The sequence below is a fragment of the Streptomyces sp. NBC_00988 genome (assembly GCF_045162645.1).
GTDB lineage: Bacteria > Actinomycetota > Actinomycetes > Streptomycetales > Streptomycetaceae > Streptomyces.
On record NZ_CP108730.1, the window covers coordinates 12,330,205 to 12,349,863 of the forward strand.

The 19,659-nt window shown below is 68.3% G+C and carries 19 protein-coding genes and 1 pseudogene; 9 read left to right on the forward strand and 11 right to left on the reverse strand.

Annotation, left to right across the window (positions count from 1 at the left end):
• The first annotated feature begins 42 nt into the window (after positions 1-42).
• The gene (locus tag OG496_RS55200) at positions 43-669 is read left to right on the forward strand and encodes a sce7726 family protein (protein WP_405976512.1); all 627 of its coding nucleotides are present in this window, start codon (positions 43-45) and stop codon (positions 667-669) included.
• On the opposite strand, the gene OG496_RS55205 is transcribed toward OG496_RS55200, so the two are convergent.
• From OG496_RS55205 to OG496_RS55220, 4 genes and pseudogenes are all read right to left on the reverse strand, one after another.
• Positions 614-1,657 carry a beta family protein gene (locus OG496_RS55205; RefSeq protein ID WP_405976513.1) on the reverse strand — a complete coding sequence of 348 codons (1,044 nt, stop codon included), beginning with the start codon at positions 1,655-1,657 and terminating at the stop codon, positions 614-616. The two genes, OG496_RS55200 and OG496_RS55205, sit on opposite strands and share 56 nt — an antisense overlap.
• 293 nt (positions 1,658-1,950) lie before the next feature.
• Positions 1,951-2,541 (reverse strand): annotated as a pseudogene (locus tag OG496_RS55210) (tetratricopeptide repeat protein); the annotation flags it as partial.
• On the reverse strand, positions 2,538-2,936 hold the full coding sequence (locus OG496_RS55215; protein WP_405976514.1) for a hypothetical protein: 399 nt from the start codon (positions 2,934-2,936) through the stop codon (positions 2,538-2,540). The pseudogene OG496_RS55210 and the gene OG496_RS55215, both read right to left, overlap by 4 nt.
• Entirely contained in the window at positions 2,936-3,211 is a 276-nt protein-coding gene (locus OG496_RS55220; RefSeq protein WP_405976515.1) for a hypothetical protein, read from the reverse strand. Before OG496_RS55220 ends, OG496_RS55215 begins: the two co-directional genes overlap by 1 nt.
• A 237-nt stretch (positions 3,212-3,448) precedes the next feature.
• On the opposite strand from OG496_RS55220, the gene OG496_RS55225 reads away from it, so the two are divergent.
• The 4 genes from OG496_RS55225 to OG496_RS55240 all read left to right on the forward strand — a co-directional run bounded on the left by OG496_RS55225 (position 3,449) and on the right by OG496_RS55240 (position 6,244).
• Positions 3,449-3,592, forward strand: a complete 144-nt coding sequence (locus OG496_RS55225; protein ID WP_405976516.1) for a hypothetical protein — start codon at positions 3,449-3,451, stop codon at positions 3,590-3,592.
• 259 nt (positions 3,593-3,851) lie between these two features.
• A complete protein-coding gene (locus OG496_RS55230; protein WP_405976517.1) occupies positions 3,852-4,082 on the forward strand; it encodes a hypothetical protein in 231 nt (76 codons plus the stop codon).
• The gene (locus OG496_RS55235) at positions 4,075-5,184 is read left to right on the forward strand and encodes a response regulator (protein WP_405976518.1); all 1,110 of its coding nucleotides are present in this window, start codon (positions 4,075-4,077) and stop codon (positions 5,182-5,184) included. The genes OG496_RS55230 and OG496_RS55235 overlap by 8 nt, the downstream gene beginning before the upstream one ends.
• Before the next feature lie 580 nt (positions 5,185-5,764).
• Positions 5,765-6,244, forward strand: coding sequence for a peptidoglycan-binding protein (locus OG496_RS55240; protein WP_405976519.1), 480 nt, complete (start codon positions 5,765-5,767; stop codon positions 6,242-6,244).
• Positions 6,245-6,477: 233 nt separating this feature from the next.
• Here OG496_RS55240 and OG496_RS55245 read toward each other — a convergent pair whose 3' ends face one another.
• The 4 genes from OG496_RS55245 to OG496_RS55260 all read right to left on the reverse strand — a co-directional run bounded on the left by OG496_RS55245 (position 6,478) and on the right by OG496_RS55260 (position 10,460).
• Complete coding sequence (locus OG496_RS55245) at positions 6,478-7,380, reverse strand: replication-relaxation family protein (RefSeq protein ID WP_405976888.1); 903 nt, start codon at positions 7,378-7,380, stop codon at positions 6,478-6,480.
• Between the two features lie 460 nt (positions 7,381-7,840).
• The gene (locus tag OG496_RS55250) at positions 7,841-8,755 is read right to left on the reverse strand and encodes a hypothetical protein (protein WP_405968985.1); all 915 of its coding nucleotides are present in this window, start codon (positions 8,753-8,755) and stop codon (positions 7,841-7,843) included.
• Positions 8,752-9,309 (reverse strand): RNA polymerase sigma factor, encoded by a 558-nt coding sequence (locus tag OG496_RS55255; protein ID WP_405968984.1) that lies wholly within the window; start codon positions 9,307-9,309, stop codon positions 8,752-8,754. Before OG496_RS55255 ends, OG496_RS55250 begins: the two co-directional genes overlap by 4 nt.
• A gap of 605 nt (positions 9,310-9,914) precedes the next feature.
• Positions 9,915-10,460 (reverse strand): IS1096 element passenger TnpR family protein, encoded by a 546-nt coding sequence (locus tag OG496_RS55260; RefSeq protein WP_405968983.1) that lies wholly within the window; start codon positions 10,458-10,460, stop codon positions 9,915-9,917.
• A 1,203-nt stretch (positions 10,461-11,663) separates the two neighbouring features.
• Here OG496_RS55260 and OG496_RS55265 point away from each other — a divergent pair.
• The gene (locus tag OG496_RS55265; protein ID WP_405968982.1) at positions 11,664-12,605 is read left to right on the forward strand and encodes a hypothetical protein; all 942 of its coding nucleotides are present in this window, start codon (positions 11,664-11,666) and stop codon (positions 12,603-12,605) included.
• On the opposite strand, the gene OG496_RS55270 is transcribed toward OG496_RS55265, so the two are convergent.
• Entirely contained in the window at positions 12,569-13,291 is a 723-nt protein-coding gene (locus OG496_RS55270; RefSeq protein WP_405968981.1) for a LiaF transmembrane domain-containing protein, read from the reverse strand. The two genes, OG496_RS55265 and OG496_RS55270, sit on opposite strands and share 37 nt — an antisense overlap.
• A gap of 925 nt (positions 13,292-14,216) precedes the next feature.
• On the opposite strand from OG496_RS55270, the gene OG496_RS55275 reads away from it, so the two are divergent.
• The 3 genes from OG496_RS55275 (at position 14,217) to OG496_RS55285 (ending at position 17,092) form a co-directional block, all read left to right on the forward strand.
• Positions 14,217-14,816, forward strand: a complete 600-nt coding sequence (locus OG496_RS55275; protein ID WP_405968980.1) for an RNA polymerase sigma factor — start codon at positions 14,217-14,219, stop codon at positions 14,814-14,816.
• 20 nt (positions 14,817-14,836) lie between these two features.
• A complete protein-coding gene (locus tag OG496_RS55280; protein WP_405968979.1) occupies positions 14,837-15,412 on the forward strand; it encodes a hypothetical protein in 576 nt (191 codons plus the stop codon).
• Positions 15,413-15,487: 75 nt separating this feature from the next.
• Positions 15,488-17,092 carry a zinc-ribbon domain-containing protein gene (locus OG496_RS55285; RefSeq protein WP_405968978.1) on the forward strand — a complete coding sequence of 535 codons (1,605 nt, stop codon included), beginning with the start codon at positions 15,488-15,490 and terminating at the stop codon, positions 17,090-17,092.
• Positions 17,093-17,142: 50 nt separating this feature from the next.
• Here OG496_RS55285 and OG496_RS55290 read toward each other — a convergent pair whose 3' ends face one another.
• Together OG496_RS55290 and OG496_RS55295 are read right to left on the reverse strand one after the other, a co-directional pair.
• A complete protein-coding gene (locus OG496_RS55290; protein ID WP_405968977.1) occupies positions 17,143-18,945 on the reverse strand; it encodes a tetratricopeptide repeat protein in 1,803 nt (600 codons plus the stop codon).
• A gap of 346 nt (positions 18,946-19,291) precedes the next feature.
• Positions 19,292-19,621 carry a hypothetical protein gene (locus OG496_RS55295; RefSeq protein WP_405968976.1) on the reverse strand — a complete coding sequence of 110 codons (330 nt, stop codon included), beginning with the start codon at positions 19,619-19,621 and terminating at the stop codon, positions 19,292-19,294.
• Between the last annotated feature and the right edge of the window lie 38 nt (positions 19,622-19,659).

The window sequence follows — 19,659 nt, forward strand, 5'->3', positions numbered from 1 at the left end:
GGGGCGCTGCCCAGAGGGGTGAGGGGGTTCTAGAGTGCCGGGATGAGTGCGCGTGTGCAGCGGATGAGAGACCCCGACGTCCGCCCCCGCCTGCGGGAGTGGATCTGGGAGCAGCCGGAGGGGAAAGATGCTGTGCTGCGTGAGGAGTTCGGCCTGTGCAACGGCGAGTCCCGTGCCGACATGGCGGTCCTCGCCCCCCGCCTGACCGGCTTCGAAATCAAAAGCCCAGGCGACCGCCTGGACCGCCTGGCCCGCCAGGTCAGCTACTACGACCAGGTCTTCGAACACTCCTGGCTCGTCACCACCGACCACTACCTGCACCAGGCATCAGTGCTGGCCTCACCGTGGTGGGGCGTGCTGCTCCTCGATGCCGCAGACGGGCAGCCGTCCCTGCGGGTGGTGCGCGCGGCGCATCCCAACCCGGCCCGCGAGCCGCTGGCGCTGGCCCGTCTGCTGTGGCGGGAGGAAGTCCTGGCCGAACTCGCCGCGCTCGGCCGGCACACCGGCACCAGCCGGCTGCCCCGCCACCGGCTGTGGCAGCTGCTGGCCGACGCCCTGCCCATGGCCCGCCTGGCCCAGCAGGTCCAGCACGCGCTGGCCGCCCGCCCGCCCGCTACCGCGCCACCTGCTCCACCGTCTGGGCCAGATGCTGCGTATGCCCGGCCCTGATCCACCGCTCGGGAAGACCCGGCGACTCCTGTCCTGCCACACAGTCGGCGAGATAACGCTCGCCCTCGCTGAATCCCCGGCCGCGGAAGGCGGGATCAGTGGTGATACGGGAGGCCAGTGCCGGCATCTGCGCAGTGCCGTACACCGCCATGTTCCGCCCCTTGACCACCAGGAAATCCTGCGGATCCGAATACAGCACCCGGCCCAGAATCGTCACCGGCCCCGTCGTCGTCTGCGCCGGCTTGCCGGGGTGCACGACCGAATAGTCCCCATACACCAGCCGCTCATCCAGCCCTGAGTTCTCCCGCACCGCACGCCATACGGGCACCTCATGACGGGGCAGACGCGTGACCTGGTCGCGCGCCAGCTGCTGCAGCGACGCCGGGAACGACCCGGCCAGCAGCACCACACTGCGCCAGGGCCGCAGCCGGCCCAGTTCTGCTACTGCACGGGCGCCGTACTCGCCAGCCTGGGCCGCGTCGGCGATCGCCCCGAGATCCAGCAGCAGGTCCATGGCCTCGACCGCGACGGCGCTGCGCTTGGCCAGTTCTGCCACCTGCTCGGCCGCCTCCGTTACCGGCAGGCCCCTCAGGTCCAGGCGCAGCCCCAGCCCGTTGCTGAAGGTGTCTGCCAGTTCCTGGGCCAGCGCCTGCTGAGCGGGCGGCCGTTCAGGACCGGTGACCGGCGCCGCGGCAGTGAACAGCCCGAACTCACCCCACAGCGCGTCCCCGACCATCTTGGGGTCCTCCTCGGCATGCCGGGTGTCGATCCAGCTGCGCCCCGAACCGCTCACCTGCCGCAGCTGCTGGGCCGCCTTCTGCAGATGCTTGACCCGATCCCTCACCGAGGGAGCTTCACCCGTCCTCAGGTTGATCACCGGGACGGTCCACAACGGGGCCATCCGCGCCGCAAGGTCCGCGGCAACATCCCTAAAGCCCTGCACGTCGCCCCGCTTGACGGGTAACGCAGGCACATACTGAAACGACATGGCCCCCCATTCCCGATCGTCAACTGATCGCAGAGTGACACGCGACACCAGGACGCGAAAGAACGCCTCACCCCCAGACGCAGCAGCAGGCTCGCCTGTCGGCCATCCCCTCACCTACAGAGAAGACGCTCTCGAGCGGGCGCCAGTGAAGAAGGCGCCGCAGGCACACTGGCCGTTGCAGAAGCACCAGCCGCCTGCGCCGCTGTGGAGCCGGCCACAGTCGTTGCTGCCCATGTGGTCGTCGAAGCGGCCGGTGAAGGTGTGCCATCCCGACGTTGATGAAGGCGTGGCCCTGCTCGGCTCAGGCTATCGCCCGCAAGGCGGGCGTCTCCGAGGTAGGCGGTGACCGTGGTCAGGCCGTGGCCGCCGCCGAGGCGTTCGTCGGCCGTGCTGACGGCTGCGGTGATCTGGCGCACGACGTCCACCTCCTCCGTTCCGACCACGGAGATGCCGGTGCGGGCACGGAGCATGCGGGCGGTGGCCTCGTGGTCGTGGGCGAGTGGCATGGCGACGCCGGCAGTGGTGAAGGCGGCCACCGCGAGGAGGCGGCGGCGCTCAACATCGGCCCGGCCGAGGTCCGTTGCGGCGAGAACGGGATCCCCTTCGGCCGGCTCCTCGCCATCGGGTGCGCGTAGGCCGATCTCGGTCTGGGTGATGATGCGGCCCGTTCGACGGGAGAAGGCTTCGGCGAGGTACTGGCCGCTCCGGCCGGTGGGCTGGCGGGTGCCGTTGGCCCAGTAGGAGACGGCCGATTTGTTGGTCTGGAGGATCTCGCCGTTCTCGGCCGCGATGCGCCGGACGTCTCTCGCCAGGGCCTGGTAGGTGCAGCCAGTCGCGGCACTGGTGTCCTGGTTCGGGGGTGCCTTCCGACGCGGGGTGGTTACTGGCCGGGGTGGACGGCCTGGACGCCGGTGCCCGCGTACGCCTTGGGGGTCAGGGTGAGCAGGAAGCGTCCGGCAGGGAAGGCGGCGGAGGGTCTGGCGGCGTGGATGGCGTGTACGGCGGCCCAGGAGTGCCCGAAGCGCAGGAGCTCGGTGGCAGTCACCGCGGCGTCGGTGTCGAATACTTCGATCTTGACGAACCGCAGCCCCTTGATGTAGCTGAGCAGGCCGCGACGCTCCGTGTCGCCGGCCGTCAGCGACAGCACCGGCGCATACAGCGTCCCCAGCCCGCCCGAGGCCTGCACGTAGAAGGCGCTGACTGCCTCGTTGAACGGGTCCTTCGGGTCGTACAGCGCCGTGGCGGTCGTATGGTCCAGGACGACCGAGATTGCCCCCACTACGCGGTTGCCTGAGGACCCTGCAGGGATGCGCCTAGGCGCTCCAGGAGATCGCGGGCCTTCGCCTCGGCTTCCGGGCTCGGTGCGTTCCCGAGAGCGGACGCGAGCTCGGCACGGGCCAGCTCCGCACGCTCGGCGTACTCGGCCCGAGTTGGAGTGCCCTGTGCGAGTTCCTCGACAAGGCTGCGGAGGGTCGTACCGCGCTCGGACGCCAGGACGGCCAACCGGTCACGCGAGGCCGCACTCACCTTGATGCTCGTCTCGTCTGCTGCCATGTTCCGACCCTACCCCACGGCTCTACTGGCAGTAGAGGATTCCGCCGGCTTCCGGCAGCGAGGGAAACCGGCATCTCGGATCTTCCAAAGTTCTGACACCAAGGAAGCAGGCCGAACCGGCTGTGAGTTCTCACCTGATGTCCGCCTCGCCCTTGGGCCCGGCTGGCTATCTGCTGGATTCTGCCGCAGACGGTCCTGACGCACGTTCTGCAACACGCGACCAAGTACTGGGCCGCAGTGGGCACGATCCTCACCGGTTTCATGCTCACCTTCTGCCCGCCGTTTCTCGAACGCGTTTCGGACGGCCAGGTGATTGAAGTACGAAAATTGCGAAGGTGGCGGATGCCCGATCCGCATGACATCACCGGGCCGGTCGGGTAGCGGAGCTGTCCGCGGATGCCCACGTTGCACGCAACGCACTTGGCAACGATCTTGCCGCAGGTCTATGTGGCCTGGGTAAACGCTGCACTTATCTGGTGCCGCTGCGGTGTGCAACACCGCGGTTCGGGTGTTGCGCTGCCGATTACGGTACGCAACGCGTCCGTCGCACTCCATCCTATGTGTCACCCAGACGGCAATCCGCCGCGTGGGTGATGGGCTTCCCCTGCCGCATGGTGAGGGGCGGGTGGATGGAGACCGTATGGAACGGCCCTTGTTAACGACCAGGGCAGCGCTGGTGCTTCTGCTCGCGATGCTCAGTGGGGGTGCTGCAACGGCACTGTCCTGGACCGCGGGTGAGGGGCTTTCCCGCAGTGTGCTCGCCGGCCTTGCAGCGGCCGGGCTGGCTGTTTCGTTCTTCAACCGGCTGATTGCCGGTGACGGGGTACGCGGCTGCGCCTCCGACGGGGCGGAGGAAGAGGAGCGTGGGTGAGTTGAGGCCACTGGGCAGCGACCTTCCTGACGCGACGCGTGCTCTGGCTCAAGCGCTCAGGGAACTGTTCGAAGGACTGGGAGTCTCGGTGCGCCGGTACGCGGCGCGTCGGCAGTGGGACCCCGGCACGCTCTCTCGGTACCTCAACGGCACCCGGATGCCACCGTGGAGGATCGTGAGGGAGCTGCTGGCCGATCTTGGTGAGCACCGAGGCACTGCCGTGACACCCGAGGCTGTCGAACTCGTCCGGGAGTTGTACCGGGCCGCGATCGATGCCGGATCCTCGCAGCATGATGCGATGGAGGTCATCGAGGACCAGTTGGCCGACGCTGACCGCAGGTCCCGCCGTTCCAGCGTCCAGGGAGACGTCTTGGGTGACGCCCTGCTGGAGCGGACAAACCGTATCCACGACCTCGAGGTGCGGCTCTCGCAGTTGGAGGCGGACTGGAGGGCCGAGCGGGGCCGGGCCGACGAGCTCGCGGCCGCCCACCCCAACGTCTCTCAACTGCTTGAGGAACGTGACGTGCTTCAGCAGCAAGCCGCCAGACTTGGTGAGGAGCTGAGAAGTGCACGTGAGGAGCGGGCCGCCGCCGAAGAGCGCTGTCAGCTGCTGGAGCGGCAGCTGGAAGCCCTGGAGCGTCCAACCGTGCTGCCGACAGTGCTGGACGCAGGCATGCCGAAGATCCTCATCGTTGACGACCAGCCCGACAACCTCCTGGCCATCACCGCTGTCCTCGGCACGCTGGACCAGGACCTCGTCACCGTCTCGTCCGGACGGGATGCCCTGAAAGCCCTCCTGGACAACGACGACTTCGCCGTCATCATCATGGACGTACAAATGCCTGACATGGATGGATACGAGACAGCTGCCCAGATCAAACGTCGGCACCGCAACCGAGACGTCCCCATCATCTTCCTCACCGCCATGGGCGCGGATCCGGTACACGCCAGTCAGGGATACCTTGCAGGTGGGGTGGACTACATCACCAAGCCCTTCGACCCATGGGCCCTACGGGCGAAGGTGGCAGTTTTCACGCAGATTCATATCGAGCGGCGCGTAACGCTCAGAACGCTCGCCCGCGACACCTCAACCCAGCAGTGATCGGCCACTTGCCAAGCGGCGCTGGCCGACAGCTGCGTGATCGGTGAGCTGAATCCGTACCTTCGACGTGTACTGGTTCGGTCGGCCCAGGAGATGGTTCGGGTCGTTGGCCGCGGTGACGGTACCGGTCACAGTCGCGGACTTGACCGAGAGCTTCGAGAACGCGGTGCTCGCCGTGAGCGGCCTGCCTGCGCTGCTGTCGGCGTTCGCGGTGGTAGCGGTCTTAGGGCTGCCGCACGCGGCGTCAGCAGGATGGCGGCGATGGGCAGGACGGAGCAGCGCACGAGTCCCCCTCGACTGTACGGAAGGTACGTGCGGACACAGAGTCAGCAACGTGGGCAGCATGGGGTGTTGTTGCCGGAACATGACGATCAGTGACAACAGGGCGCCAACGGCTAAGCCGATGATGCTCGTGGGGTGTCAGTGCCTGATTTCGTACATGGGTGCGTATCTGCTGGAACGTCACTGCTTATTGTGCGATATGTGAACTGTCGGTGAAGGTTGCGGAGTTGGTAGGTGCACGTCCCGCCTCGCTGCTTCTCAGACGATACGGGTGTGCCCGATTCAGAAAGGGGCATCCATGCGCGTTCGCCGCATCGCCGCCGTCCTCACGGCCGCCAGCATCCTCACCCTTGGAGGCGTCGCCACCACCGCTTCCGCCGACGGCTGGAACGCCGGCACAGGCCCGAGGGCCGTCAGCTTCCACGACCTCGAACGCCCCGAGTGCACCAACCTCCGGATGGGCGCTTCCGGCTGGTGCACCGTCGCCCTGCAGACCACGCTCAGCCAGGTCGGCTACAAGGTCGCCATCGACGGGAAGTTCGGCCCCGTCACCAACGCCACGGTTCTGCTCTTCCAGCGGGACAACCACGCTCGGATGCAGGACGGCATCGTCGGCCCCGAGACCCGCTACCTGCTCGGCGCCGCCATGGACATCGCGGTCTCGCACAACAACGTGGCCAAGCACAACGACGGCCGCTGGCCCAGCATCATCTGCTCGCCGTTCAAGATCTTCGGCATGACCTGCGAGGACCTCGTGGGCGGCTCGCCGGCCTACTGACCGACGTCGGCACGGTGCCCCCTCCCCGGAGTCGGGGAGGGGGCACCGTGCCGAGGCGCCGAGGTGCGGGTTGTCACGGCTGCCTGCACCCGCGACTGCCGCGGTGTACTGCACCCCGGCGACGAGTCGCGCTCCCGTCGGGACCCGCTCACAACGATGCTGCGCCGCAGATAGGGAGCTGGGGCTCAGCCTTCGCGGCGGTCAGGGCGGGGGGCCGGTCCGTCCACCGGCCGTCAGGTTTGCCGGGGCCCGGACTCGGTCCAGCCAACTCGCCGGTCGGGGTCGTGGATGGGGTGCCAGACGGGTGCGGTGGGGCCGTGGTGGAGGAGGTCGGCGAGCGGTGCTACGAGGACGGGGACGTCGTAGGAGAAGCGGGACGGCGTCAGCAGTCCGGCCCCGGCGCGCAGGGCGGTGATCCGGTTGGCGACACCGGTGGGTCCGGTGGCGTCCAGGACGAACAGGAGGCGGGGGAAGAGCGGGTAGCGCCGCCGCCACTCCTCAACTGCCGCCTCCTGGGGGGTCGGCCGGCGTCCCGGGACCATGGGCACGTAGCGGTGGAGGCGTTCGTAGGCGGTGAGTTTGGCGGCGAGGCGTTCGGGGCCCATGGTGGCCCGGTCGACTTCGACGAAGGCCCGCAGCATCGCCCCGCCTGCGCCGTCGGCGGGGCCGTGCCGGTAGTACAGGAGCGCGTCGGGGATGACGGCCTCGCCGCTCCCGATCGGATGGTGGACCTCGGTCATCCAGTCCAGCGGCTCGCACACGTCGCCGCGGCGGCGGGCGTCCTCGAGGAAGACGAGCGCGGTCTCGGTCACGGTCAGCGCGTGGCTGGCCTTCAGTCGTACGGCGGTGGGGTCGGACACGGTTCTGGAGGGCCGCCTCCCGCGCAGTTCGGGCCACTCGGAGGCGAGTTGCACGCCGTACGCGGTGGGGAACCAGACCCGGGTCCGTCCGGCCTGCGGCAGGGTGATCCGGTCGACCAGCCCCTCACCGCGCAGCCGGGCCAGCCGCCGCCGCGTCTGCTCGATACGCACCTCGGGGGCGATCACCCGGTGCATCTGCCCGGTGGTCGCCATCCGGTACTGCGTCAGCACCCCCAGCGCCAGCCGGTCCCCGCCGCCCACGTCCACACCGATCATCATGAAGTTGCTCGCTTCCCGTACGGTGCAGCGCCGTCCTGCCCGCCGCCGTGTACCGGTCACGGCAGCAGCCGGCCCCGGCCGGAAACCCGACCGTGAAGGCCCGACCACGGTCACGAAGCGACAACACCACCGTGGACCGCGCCGACATCCCCTCCGGCAACCCGGCCGACAACCGTCCGCGCTCTCTGCCGCGCCTGCTCGCAACCCTGCAGGTCACCATGCTGGTTGGGGCGTGGCCGGGAGGCCGACATCCCCTCTACGCCCCCCGAGTCCACGCCCCACAGCAGGAAGAAAGAGAAGTGGGTGGGTGGGACAGGCCCCGGACTGCGAGCGAGGGGACCGGGCGCCGCCGGTGTTCCTCGCGCGCGACGGCCGGGACCGCGCGCGACGGCTGAGCTGAGAGTCGGTTTCGCGAGCAGCCTGGGAGGCCGGGCCTCGCTCGATACCGGAACCCAGTTCACGCGCACGCGAGGTTGTCGGGGATGTTGGTCATGCCGCGTTGGGTGATCACGTAGATTCCTGGTGCGGTCTGGACCGAGTCGAGCTTGAGCAGTTCGATGTCTACGTAGGGCGGCCAGCTTGTGGATGTCTCTGACCACCACAGCCCGTCCAGGTCGACCTCTGCCAGGTTCGCCCGGCGCAGGTCTGCGCCGATGAAGTCGTTCAGGAGGCTCAGGAGCGTCTCGTAATCCATGTGGAGGCTCTCGCTGAGACCAAGGAGAGTGACGACCTCTGTGGTCAGGGCCCGCAGCAGGTCCTGAGCTCGAGCGAGGGCACCTTCCAGGGCCTGGGCGTAGTGCGCGTGACCGTGCTTTTCGACGTACTCGAGCACACACAGCAGGTCATGTGCACACAGGACAGCCTGGGCGGGAAGTGCTTCGACGTCGCAATCGACAAGGAGCGCACGAGTGCAGTTGACAGCCATCATCCGGTCGGTGTCGAACTGGTGATTCGGACCGGGGCCCTGTGGTTCGCACTGGCTGCGGGCTTCCTCCTGCTGCGCCTGCTCTTGGGCGCGTGCGAGAGAGCGGACCGTTGCATGAGACAGGTGCAGGGCGTGCGCGACAGGAGACGTCCGAACAGCCAGGCGGGCCTCTACGGGCACCGCCTCAAGCCACGGGCCGGAGTCCTGGCCCGGATGTGCAGAAGCGGTTTCAACCGGCACGAACCCAGGCGCGTCAATGTTCCCTGCCAGAATGGCCGCCAGTCCTCCCGACAGATCCAGCACGTCTTCCAGCCCGGATTCGAGTTGCGCCTGGTCCCTCTCCAACGAGATCTCACGCAGGCCTGCCTTGAGGTCAAGAAGGTCGGCCAGCTCCGTGTCGAACTGCGTGTTCTGCTTCGCCCACAACCGTTCGAACAGGTCTGTCATCGGTCTTCACGCTCCTCACGCGGTGCCAGGCGAGCAGCAAGCATGAGGCGGGCCTTGCGGAGGCTGGAGCGTACGGTTTCAGGACTGATGCCCAGCTCGTCGGCGATCTCCGTAGGTGAGTGACCGTAGTATTTCCAGGCCATGATCTGCCGCTGGCGGGGAGGGAGATCGGCCAGCAGCCGCAGGAGGTCCTGCTGCTGCTCCCATTCCACAGCGGCGTCCGGTGAGGAAAGGAGCGGGGAAGGCTCTGGAACGTCCTCACAAAGATCCGCTTCGGCGCGGCTGAGGTGCCGGATGAGTTCCCGGGATGCGACCCGCCGCGTCCAGGCCGGCGGGTTGCTGATCTCCGCCCACTTCCGGAACGCCTTGAGCATGGTGTCCTGGGCGATCTCCGCTGCTATCGGCAGACGCGCTCCCTGCCTGACGAGGAAACCGACCAGCTTGGGTGTGAACTCCAGGTAGAAGGCCTCGAATTCTTCGGTGGAGGGGAAGGTGGAGGCGCTCTGGGCTGGCTGTGCCGTGCCCATGGCTTCCCGCGGCTCACGATCACTCATGCTCGCTGCTCCCGTTCACGACCAGACGAAGCCGAGTTCCGTCCCCACACTGTCCGTCGAACCGCCCTCCCTGGGGGAGGGCGTGAGCGATATCAACGAGGTAGGCACCGCGCGCCTGCTCTTGCCGCACGCGCCAGCGAAGGCGAAGCCACAAGGCCAGTGGGCCGGTGGCAAGGCTTCCGACCAGGCCCAGAGTTGTGAAGTCCATACTAGGTAGAGGGCTTTGAGACGGCGAGCGTGAACTGCTCCCCGCAGATTGCCTGACGACAGCTCCCGGAAACGGGAGCCGGACATGCCCCGCAAGGACTGCGCCCGCGTGCGCGAAGGAGAATCACCCGCCCGGGAGCACCACTGCGAGTCCCCACCCAGTCGCCGTGGTCGGGGCGACCATGGACGCCGACCACGACTCCCGTTCGCAGCGCCCACAGCCCGACCACGGCTGCGCAGCGCGGTGGGCCGCGATCCTGGGACTCCTCGACCCGCTGGGGCTCGCCCTGGACGACGGCCAGCGGCCAGTTAGATTTCCCCGCTCGCGGCCACTTCAGCTCCCCACCATGGCCACTTCGATTCCCCACGGGCGGCCACTTCGCGTACGCAGCGTGAGGTCATCCTCGGCGGCGCTCTCCCCACCACGGCAGGATCGGAGGCAGGTCACTGAGTCCGCGGGCGGGCCGCTTCGGCATCGGAGACTCCCCATCGTCCCCGTCCCAGCGGCGTGCGTACTGGTCCGGAAGACTGCCCCAGCCCCAGTATGGAACCGGGTGGCCGGGCACCTCTCCGAGTTCAGCAAGGGGATCGATGCGCTTTTCCGCCACCGTGCACAGGTGGGCCCAGTCGTCGCCCATGTCGAAGACGTAGGCGAACTGCTCGCCGGCTTGCAGCCTGCTCAGCTTGGTGGCATGGCCATCCATGGTGGCGTCGGGGGCCTCGTCGTGCCACCAGTCCAGAGGGCTGACCCGGGTGCCGTCGGACAACGTGAACAGGTGCAGATGGGCCAGGTCCCAGCGGCCGAAGGCGACATCGATGGCCGTGGCGAACTCGGCGAAGGAATGCGAGCGCGCGGCGGCGAAGACGCGGCCGGGGCGGGGCCACAGGTCTGCACCGTGCCCGGAGACCAACTCCACCCGGATCGACAGCCAGGTCCGTGCCACGATCACAACCCCTTCATCCGCCAGGTCCCCGAGCCTGCACCAAGGCTACTGAGTGTGACTGCCAGATGGGGAATCGAGCTGGCCGTACGTGGGGAATTTTCACTGGCCGCCGACAGACGTCCTGGACCTGGCCGTGCGCGCGACCAGCGACCAGCGCTGACGCCTGCGCAGTTCCGCCCGGTCAGTCGCACCACCAGACCGCACACGCCGTGCAGCGCCGCGGTGACCAGCACCTCGAAGCCCTCGAATAGCACGTCCTGCCAAGAGATTTCATCATGGCCCATGCCCTGGACGTCGACACCGGCGAGACGATTCAGCCGACACCAGCAGAACGTGACGGAGCGTCAGAGACGCCGATTTCCGTCCAGGCACACCCCGGCTCACGGATCCGATTCGAACAGCCCTTTCATCGACCGTGACGGCTCCCCGTGATCGCTGACAGACCCACGATTCACCCGTCGTCGACGCACAGAAGCAGGGTTTCTGCGCTGAGTTGTGGAACGGGTGCATGAGGTGCGCTCGATAGGGACGTGCGCCGCAAGGGAAACGAGAGGGCCAGGCACAGAGCGAGGATGGCGAGCGGGCTCGGCAGGTTTCCGGGCCGGGAGGGTATTCAAAGACCGGTGGGATTGCGGGTCGCAATCCCACCGGGGCCTGTTCGAGGGCCAGTTGAGCTGGTCGGCCGACCGTGCTGTGTGAAGTCGGTGCCCCGGCCGGCCGTGGGAGAACGAGGCGCCGGCTATGGTCCTCTCTCTCCCCTGCAGCGTGGGGCGATGAGGTGCAGCGCATGGCGCCGAGGGCTGCCTGCCCCTACTCTCAAGGCCCTGCGTCCTTGCCGTGGGAGGGCCGATGCCGCCTCACAGACCCCGTCCCCTGTCCCGGATGGGGATCCTCCGCCTGCTGCTTTATGTGACGCCGGCGTTGGGGCAGGACAACCAACTGCCCGGACATCTCAGGGGCAGCGGCGGCACCTTGTGGGTTGTCCGCAGTTGCCGATGCGGAAGTATCAGCCGGAAACGGCCCTCGCATGCGTGCATGCACGCGGGAACCAACTGGGTACAGATCAGCGAAGGGCGAGACAACCTGACCATCCGATGCTTCGATCCCGTCTGTGACGAGCCGGTGTTCATAGCGAAATACAGTCGGGCCACGCACACAGCGGCGACGATCAACTGTGGCCGGCACGAGGGGAGGTGACATGCGGTGAGCCAGCTCGGTTCGCTCGGCTTCACCGATGCCGATCTCACGCCGCGGCTCAAGTTCGTCAACATCCTTCCCTCGGTGGTGTTTTTGATGACCGTGGGAGCTCTCTGGCTCGGCGGAGCCCCCGCGCAACCGCCGGCCTTCACCGTCCTGAAAGAGAACGTCGAAGACATCAACTGGCCCGGAGCGCTGGTCCTCACCGCATCCGCGCTGGTTATCGGGCTGCTGCTGCAGCCCCTGGAGTTGGCTTCCATCCGATTCCTGGAGGGCTACTGGAAGGCATCTGGGCCCCTGCAGCAGCTGGGCGAACGCGGACGATGGATCCAGCAGCGCCGCAAGGACCGGCTGGTGTGGCTGGAGGAGGAGTTGAGCCAGAGCGCATACGAGGAACTTGTCGAGCATGTGCCCCGTGAACTTGCGTCTTTTCCCGACGGCCAGCAGGTGCTGCCCACGGCGCTGGGCAACAGGCTGCGCGCTGCCGAGGAGAGGGCGGGCAAGGCGTACTCCCTCGATGCGACGCTGACGTGGCCGCGGTTGTACTTCGTACTGCCCCCCGACGTCCTGAGGTTCGTCTCCCAGTCCCGCAACGAACTCGACACGGCGGTCCGGCTCTGCCTGTCCTTCGCTCTTACGTCTCTGGTGAGCGCAGCGCTGCTGCTGCGCCACCCGGTGTGGCTGGCCCTGCCCCTGGGGTTTGCGCTGCTGTCGGGCCTGGCCTACCGGGCGGCCGTCCATGCGGCGCAGGCGTACGGCGTCACCTTCACCTCCGTCATCGACGTCTACCGGTTGAGGCTGCTGAAAGAGATGTCCGTCAAGATGCCGGCCGACTCTGACGACGAGATCGCTATCAACGACAAACTCCGGCTGCTCTGGGAACGGGAGGGGCCGCTGGAGGAGCCCGTGCCCTACGCCGCGGGCGAGCCGTCGCCGCCTGCTGCCTGAGCGACCCGCACCTCCAGCCCGGCCAGGAACGTCATGGCCGTCACGTGCAGGAACGGCCGCTCCTGTGCCTCCACCCCCACCCCGGGGGGCGTGAGCACCTCGATCTGGCGGCCGAAGCGCTCATACTTCACCTCCCAGCCGACGGGCACCCGGATCTCGACACCGCCGAGGAAGGCGGTGACGTCGATGCGCGCACGCTGGTTGAGGGGACTGGCTTCGCGCAGGTCGATTACGCATCCGCTGGCCACGGCTGTGAGGGATCCGAGCGAGAACGTCCCCACCGGCCAGACGATGTGCCGTGACTCGGCCACGCTCACCAGCCGCAGGATGACCGAGCCCTCCTGCGCACTCGGTCTGCTGACGGCGACGCCGACGAGCATGCTCACGCCTGCCGCCACCAGCAGAGCTGGCCACAGCAGCGGCCGTACAGAGTCGGGAAGGGGGTCGGTTGTCACCACAAGGGCAACCAGGCCGACGAGTGTTACGAACGCGGGTCCACGCAGGGCTGTCCTGGTGGCGAGGGTGAGCCGGATTCCTCCGCCACACCCCAGGGCGACGAGTCCCAGCGGCCACCAGACGGCCAGCCGTTGCCACACATGGGCCGACGGGGCGAGCCGGTCGACGAGCACCAGCAGACCTGCGGCGAGCAGCATCAGCGCGATCCAGATGCGCAGATGACCTCGCACGGCGACCTTTCCCGGACCATGGGCTTCCCAGTTCGGGGAACGTTAGTACATTCGCTGCCGCCGTCGACCCAGAGGTTCGCGACGCCTTCCGCTTCAAGCAGCCACCACACCACCCGACACCACTCCCGGGCCTCACCTACTTCCCCTCGTCTCCGGTCTGGGCGCGCCCGTATGCGGCTTTCCCGCACCGCCCTGAAACACGGTGCTCGCCACGGGGTGCGCCCCTCACTCGGCTCTGACTGTCCTTCACATAGCCGTTCACGATCCCGGATTTCCGGGCAGAGAGCAGCAGGGAGGAGGACGGCGGGTAGATGTCCGGGCCCTGCCGTCTCCGGCCGGAGTGGGGAATTGTTTTCAACTGCTCGCCGTCTGGCCCCGTGCGCACACGATCGAGCGCCGGGAGGCCAACGCCGCGACACCGCAGCGCAGTTGGCTGACAGTGGGCACCGGCGGCCGGTGTGCCTGGAGGGGCACTGAATGCTCGGGATCGAGCTAGCTCTTCCACGAGCCCTCTGCGGCATATGCGGTGGCAGGCTGCGAAACGGGCGCAGACCGATAGGAGGGCCCGACGCTGTCCTGCGCAACTGCCGACGGGGTCGGGCTGGTTGCGGGGCGGTGCGAAGGAAGTGCGGGCAACAATGGCAGCGCTCGCGGGCTCCCGTTCGATTCAGGGGCATGACGGTTGGTGTAGGGCACTTTGTGTGGGGGCTGTGGTCGGCGGCATCGTGGCATGTCTGGGCTGGCGTCTGCGTGGTCGGAGCTGTGATGAGCGGGTGCGCCTGGCTTGCTGAACGAGGGCGCCGGGCCACGCTGGTAGCGCTGCTGTCGCATGCGCCGCCGGGAACGGTGGTGGTACAGCAGCGGGGCATGGGCAGCCCTGCGATGGAAGTCCGCCTGGGGGGCGGCAACGAAGGGGGCGACAGCGATGAGCCGGCGGATCTCCGAGCAGACGGCGCATGAGATATCCACGCTGTGGGACTGCGAAGCGATGCTTTTGCTGCGCTATGCCATGGTCTTAACCGGAGGTGCACAGCCGGCCGCGGAAGACCTGGTGCAGCGGGTCTTCATGGCGGCGGCCCAGCAGTGGGAATCCCTCGCCACCGCAAGCGCGTTCACCACGGCCCGGAAAATAGAGGCCGGCAGATACCGCGCATGGCTGCGCCGGGTGTGCCGCAACCTGTGGATTGACGACATCCGCAGATCACAACGACTGAAGCAGCTGGGCGCCGAACTGGCCCGCGACTACCTCTCGCCGCCGCCGGATCCCGCCGACGTCATTCTGGCCAGGGACGCTCTGGAACGCTGCTGGACGGCGATCCGCGGCTTTCCCGAGCGACGCCGGCAGGTGGCCCTCCTGTATTTCGCCGAGCAGCGTTCGACGGCGCAGATCAGCGAACTGCTGGGGATCGAGCCATCAGGGGTCCGCAAGCACATTGCCCTCGCCCGCGCCGCACTGCGCAACGCCGTCAGCACCCCACGGCCCATCACCGAACCGGCCACACCACGACGGGAGGGACAGCTGTGACAGATGACCAGCACCACCGCATGCACGACGACCCGCTTGCCCACCTCCTGCAGAACGTCGAAGTCGCTGTCGATATCGATCCCGGCAGCCTCCAGCAGCGCAAGCACGCACTGCGGGAGTGGATGACTGATGCGGACTGCACCAGCCCACCCGCGGCCGCCACCCCGCCCACCAGCCACACGCAGCCACCAAGGACCCGCCCCCGCTTCATCGTATGGAATCCCGAACTCACGCTGAAACCACTCGCGCCCGGCGGCGCCACGGAGGCAAGACTGCGCCGCGCGGTCGGTGACCACGCCCACGCCGCCCCGGCAGCCAGCAGCCCTGGGCATCGGCAGACCTGCCGGGACGAAGCCGCCGAAGCCGCCTTGAACGCGGTCAGTGAACTGCGCAACCGCCTGACGCTGCTGAGACCTGCCGCGTCCACGCGACTGCTGCAGCGAGTACTCGCCGATGCCGAGGACGAGCTCACTCGCACCGGCCAGCTTTCCGCCAGGCTCCATATGCGCCTGCGCACGATGCTCGCCGATACGTCCTTGAACCCCGAACTGCAGGCACCGGCCGGCGTGGTGGCACGGCTGCTGGCAGGTGATTGAATCCTCCCCTCCTTGAAAGGGAGGGGAGCGCGTGAGGAGACAAGAGTCATGGGTAAACGGCGAAGTGCTACCGAAGTGGCTGCAGTTCGTGCTCGGCTGAAGGCCGAGTTCGTGTCCAACTTGTCCAGCCCGGGTACGGCGTTGGAAGACATACCGCTGTCCTCCACCGACCGGTGCCAGTGGCGCTGTTCGGCGGAAGGGTGCGATCACGAGTGGCGCACCCGGTTGCAGTTCCGCACCCGTACCGTCAACCCCTCGGGGTGCCCTGAGTGCGCGAAGCGCCGCAACCGGGCCCCAGGGCCGGGAGAAGCGCTGGCCGATCTGAATCCTGCGCTGGTACGGCAGTTCCGCCGCAACCTCAGCCGCCCCGACCGTGGTCCGGACACCCTGCGCCCTCAGTCCCACGACCTGTGCGAGTGGGAGTGCGCCCAGGGACACATCTGGCCTGCGACACTCGCCAACCGCACCAACGGGCGCGGCTGCCCGGACTGCATCGGTCACGGCCGCTCCCCGTTCGAGTGCAACGTCGCCATGCTCGTCGAGGCCGCCTCAGGGTTCAGCGTGGAACTGGACCACCGTCTCCGCCTGCCCGGGCGCAGTCAGGACCGATTCGACCTGTACCTGCCCAAGCCGGCCCCGGGCCTGCTGATCGACCTGGACCCGGAATGGACCCACAGCAGACCCGGAAGCCTGGAGCGTGACACCGCGAAGACAAAGGCAGCATTCGCTGCCGGACTCGACATGGAACGCATCCGAAGCTGCGGGCTGCCGCCCGTCCTGGTACCCGGACTCATCCACCACAAGGCCGGCCCTGGGGTGGATCCCGAAGACTGGGCGGAGGCGGTGGGCGTCGTACTTCGACACCGCGGCCTTCCCTGGCGGCAGCTCACACCGGCCGAGGTCACAGCGGCTCTCACCAAGGGGGTGCAGCTGTGGGAGAGAGTCGTTGCTGGCCCCGAGGTGTCGGCGGCGGATGTGGCTCCGCACTTGGAGGCGGAGTTTGTTGCGAACCTCACGAACCCGGGCCGGGGACCCGACCGTATGCCGCCCGGCTGCAACGACGTGTGCGTCTGGCGATGCGGGCAGCCGGGCTGCGGTTACGAATGGCAGGCTGCACTGCACAGCCGGGCACTTGGCGGCCGTGGCTGCAGCCGGTGCGCTTCCGCAAGGGTGGGCGTAGCGAACAGCAGGCCCGGAGCCGGTGAGTCTCTCGCCGAGGTCAATCCGGCGATGGCGGCAGAACTGATCGAAGTCGTCGACCACATCGGCTGGACCGCGTTCGACCTGCTTCCGGGGTCGAACAAGACGTGCCGGTGGAGGTGTTCCGACTGCCGGTTTGAGTACCCCGCTCCGCCGAACCGCCGCACGGGCCAGTCCAGCGGATGCCCCCGATGCGCTCGCCAACGCACCAGCGCCGGCAGGGTGCGCCCCAAGCCCGGCAAATCCCTGCAGGACGTGCACCCTGTCCTCGCCGGCGAGCTTGTCGAGGTGATCGACGAACCGAACCTGACCGCGAAGGAGCTGAGGCCGAGCTCCGCCAAACTGTGCCGGTGGGCCTGCTCGAAGCCCGGCTGCCCGGGGAGGTGGGAAGCCACGCCCGATCAGCGCTCCCGCCGCGGCGGCACCGGCAAACGCTGCCCGATCTGTCACCCGCCACGCAAAAGCCGCACCCAGCAGTGACTCCCGGCCCGTACCTTGCGCCTTCTCACCGCGACGCCGGTCGTGCCGCGTCACCGCGTCGCGTCGCCGCCCGCCGGCCCGGTCGGCGCGGCCGGGCCGCGTGTGCGCCTCCACCAGCGCCACTTGTGCTGCTCTCGCCAGCTGCGCAGCCGGTTGTCCACCGAGATTGTGTACGGATGGTGGGGGCCGAAGGTCGCCCGGTAGCCGGCGAGGGAACGCTCCAGCACACCGATGGCGGTCGACCTGTCGCCTTGGGACCAGTGCAGGAGGGCGAGGTTGGCCTGGCCCGTGAGGGTCGCCGGATGCGCCCAGCCCAACAGCCGTTGACGAACGCTGACGGTGTCCTTCAGCAACCCAACGGCGCTCACGGCCTCCGGGCCCGCAGCGGGCCGTGACCCTTCAAGAACCAGCCGGTTGTCCTGGTAGGGAAAGTCCTCTTGCAGTACGGCGAAAGCCTCCTTGCGAAGAGGACCGCAGATGCAGACCAGGGCGAGCTCACGCCGGGCAATGAGCGTCGAGGGATGAGCCCGGCCCAACTTCCATTCGCTGGTGCCCACCAGCCGCCGCCAGTAGGGGACCGCCGCACCTTGTGCCATGTTGCGCCCGGCCCAGCGCAGGACGTAGTGGCCGTCGACCTGCCACAGCAGATCCCCTGAGCATCCGTCGAGGCTGTCGATGTTGGTCAGCAGCGCGGCCCTCGTCTCATGATCGCCCCAAGGGACCTCGTCGCACAGTTCCGTCAACGCGTCGGCAGCGGTCTTCACCACCTCTGGTACTGCGGCATCAGGGGTGCACTCGCGCACGGCGCGTGCCGTCAGGGCGTGCAGTCGCACGGCCCGGGAGCCGGCCTGCGCGTGATCGGTGAGCAGACCATAGCGGTGCAGGAGCCGCAGTGCTGCCCGGGCCTGGGCGGGACCGATTGCCGTGGGAGCATCGTCTGGGGGCGTGGTGCGCTGGGTGCTGAGGTAGCGCATGGCCGCGTCGCTGGCCCACAGGGAACGGGGATGGCCGGCCGGGTCCAGGACCGCGGCCAGACGCATGACCGGAACGGCCAGGCCGACGGGCTCGCTTGCCTGCGCGACATCCAACGAGAGCAGGAGAGCCGCGGCCACCTGCCGCCCGTACCCCTCGGTGTCCGCCGCGCGCGGCAATAGATCGTCCAGGCGCGCGGCACTGTCGTTGAAGCGGTGCAGATACTCCGCACACGCAACGTCCTCGTTGACCATGAAGGCGGCGGCGTGCGACAGCGCCAGCGGCAGGAAACCCAACGTCTCCGCCAGCACGGCGGCCTGTGCGTCCAGGAGATGATCCGCATCTGCCGAGCTGAGCCGCTCTTGCAGATAGGCCTCGGCTTCCTCGGCGCTGTAGGTGTCGATGTCCACCACGGCCCGGCCGCCGCCGGACAGTACCGCGTCATGGCGGCGGGTCGTTGCCACGACGCGGCCGCACCCGAAAACGGAGGACGGCGGCCACCACGCTTGCATCGCCTCCGGGTCGGTGAGGTCGTCGAGAACGATCAGCCATGAGCGCCGGGTGGTCGCCAGCCACTGAAGGAACAGTCCGGCGTCGGACTCGGCACTCTTGCCGAGGAGATGATCGGAAGCCGCCTCCACAGCGTGCGCGGCGTGTGCATAGCGTGCCAGGACCTGCTCGATGTCACTGGCGTCGACCCACACCACCAGGTCGACGCCGTCCACCAATGCCTGATGGGCGTAGGCGGCGGCGAGTTGGGTCTTGCCCACGCCCCCGCCGCCGGACAGAACCTGGGCCAGCACCACCGTGGCATGGCCGTCCCTGGCACGATCGATCCGCTCCCGCACCGCAGACCGCGCCTGGAACGCGGACGCCAGCACCGGCACCGGCACCCAACCGGATGGGCCAGCCCAACGGCCTGCTCGGTGGCGGAGCAGAGAGCAGCACCTGGCTGACATGGCCGCTGATGGCCACCGCATGGGCGCCCATGGCGACCGCGTCACCCGACCGTTCCACCTGCACAGCCCCGCCACCCGCCGAGGCCTGACGCCCCGAACCTCGATAGCCGCTCAGCGCATCGCCACCATCCGCAGCAGTGGCATCACCGCTCTCAATGACGCTGACGGACGGTACCGCTGCGCCCGTGCCCTCCCGGGCAGCCGACGAACGCCCCTTCCGAAACCGTTTCATCGGCCCTCCCGCCGTCCACCCGTAGCCACGGCAGCCTTAGCCGGTGTAGTCGATGCCGGTGCCGGCATTGCTTCCCTGCCCGCGGGCGACCGCATCCCCGCTCTGCTCAACACGAGCCGCTCCGCTGCCGCCGGCACCACGGCGGCGAATGCCGGTATGGGCACTCCCGCCCCCGCTCGCCTCGGCCCGCCCCGTGCGCACGGCGCTGTCCCGTGCCTCGGCGGCCGGCTGGATCCAGGCCCACACCAAAGCGCCCACACCCGTGGCGGCCTGCACCGAGGCCCCCACCAACTGCCCCGTATACGGCCCGTCGAACAGCCAGAAAACCGGGGTCGAAACGATCACCAACACGGCAGCAACCGTCACCGCGGCTCTCCGCCCACCCGACATGCTCTGCCCCTCCT

Excerpts from the sequence above, each read along its gene's own strand:
- OG496_RS55200 (WP_405976512.1), top strand. The coding sequence starts at position 43 with ATGAGTGCGCGTGTGCAGCGGATGAGAGACCCCGACGTCCGCCCCCGC.
- OG496_RS55205 (WP_405976513.1), bottom strand. The coding sequence starts at position 1,657 with ATGTCGTTTCAGTATGTGCCTGCGTTACCCGTCAAGCGGGGCGACGTG.
- OG496_RS55220 (WP_405976515.1), bottom strand. The coding sequence starts at position 3,211 with ATGGCAGCAGACGAGACGAGCATCAAGGTGAGTGCGGCCTCGCGTGAC.
- OG496_RS55230 (WP_405976517.1), top strand. The coding sequence starts at position 3,852 with ATGGAACGGCCCTTGTTAACGACCAGGGCAGCGCTGGTGCTTCTGCTC.
- OG496_RS55240 (WP_405976519.1), top strand. The coding sequence starts at position 5,765 with ATGCGCGTTCGCCGCATCGCCGCCGTCCTCACGGCCGCCAGCATCCTC.
- OG496_RS55245 (WP_405976888.1), bottom strand. The coding sequence starts at position 7,380 with ATGATCGGTGTGGACGTGGGCGGCGGGGACCGGCTGGCGCTGGGGGTG.
- OG496_RS55250 (WP_405968985.1), bottom strand. The coding sequence starts at position 8,755 with ATGACAGACCTGTTCGAACGGTTGTGGGCGAAGCAGAACACGCAGTTC.
- OG496_RS55255 (WP_405968984.1), bottom strand. The coding sequence starts at position 9,309 with ATGAGTGATCGTGAGCCGCGGGAAGCCATGGGCACGGCACAGCCAGCC.
- OG496_RS55275 (WP_405968980.1), top strand. The coding sequence starts at position 14,217 with ATGAGCCGGCGGATCTCCGAGCAGACGGCGCATGAGATATCCACGCTG.
- OG496_RS55280 (WP_405968979.1), top strand. The coding sequence starts at position 14,837 with ATGCACGACGACCCGCTTGCCCACCTCCTGCAGAACGTCGAAGTCGCT.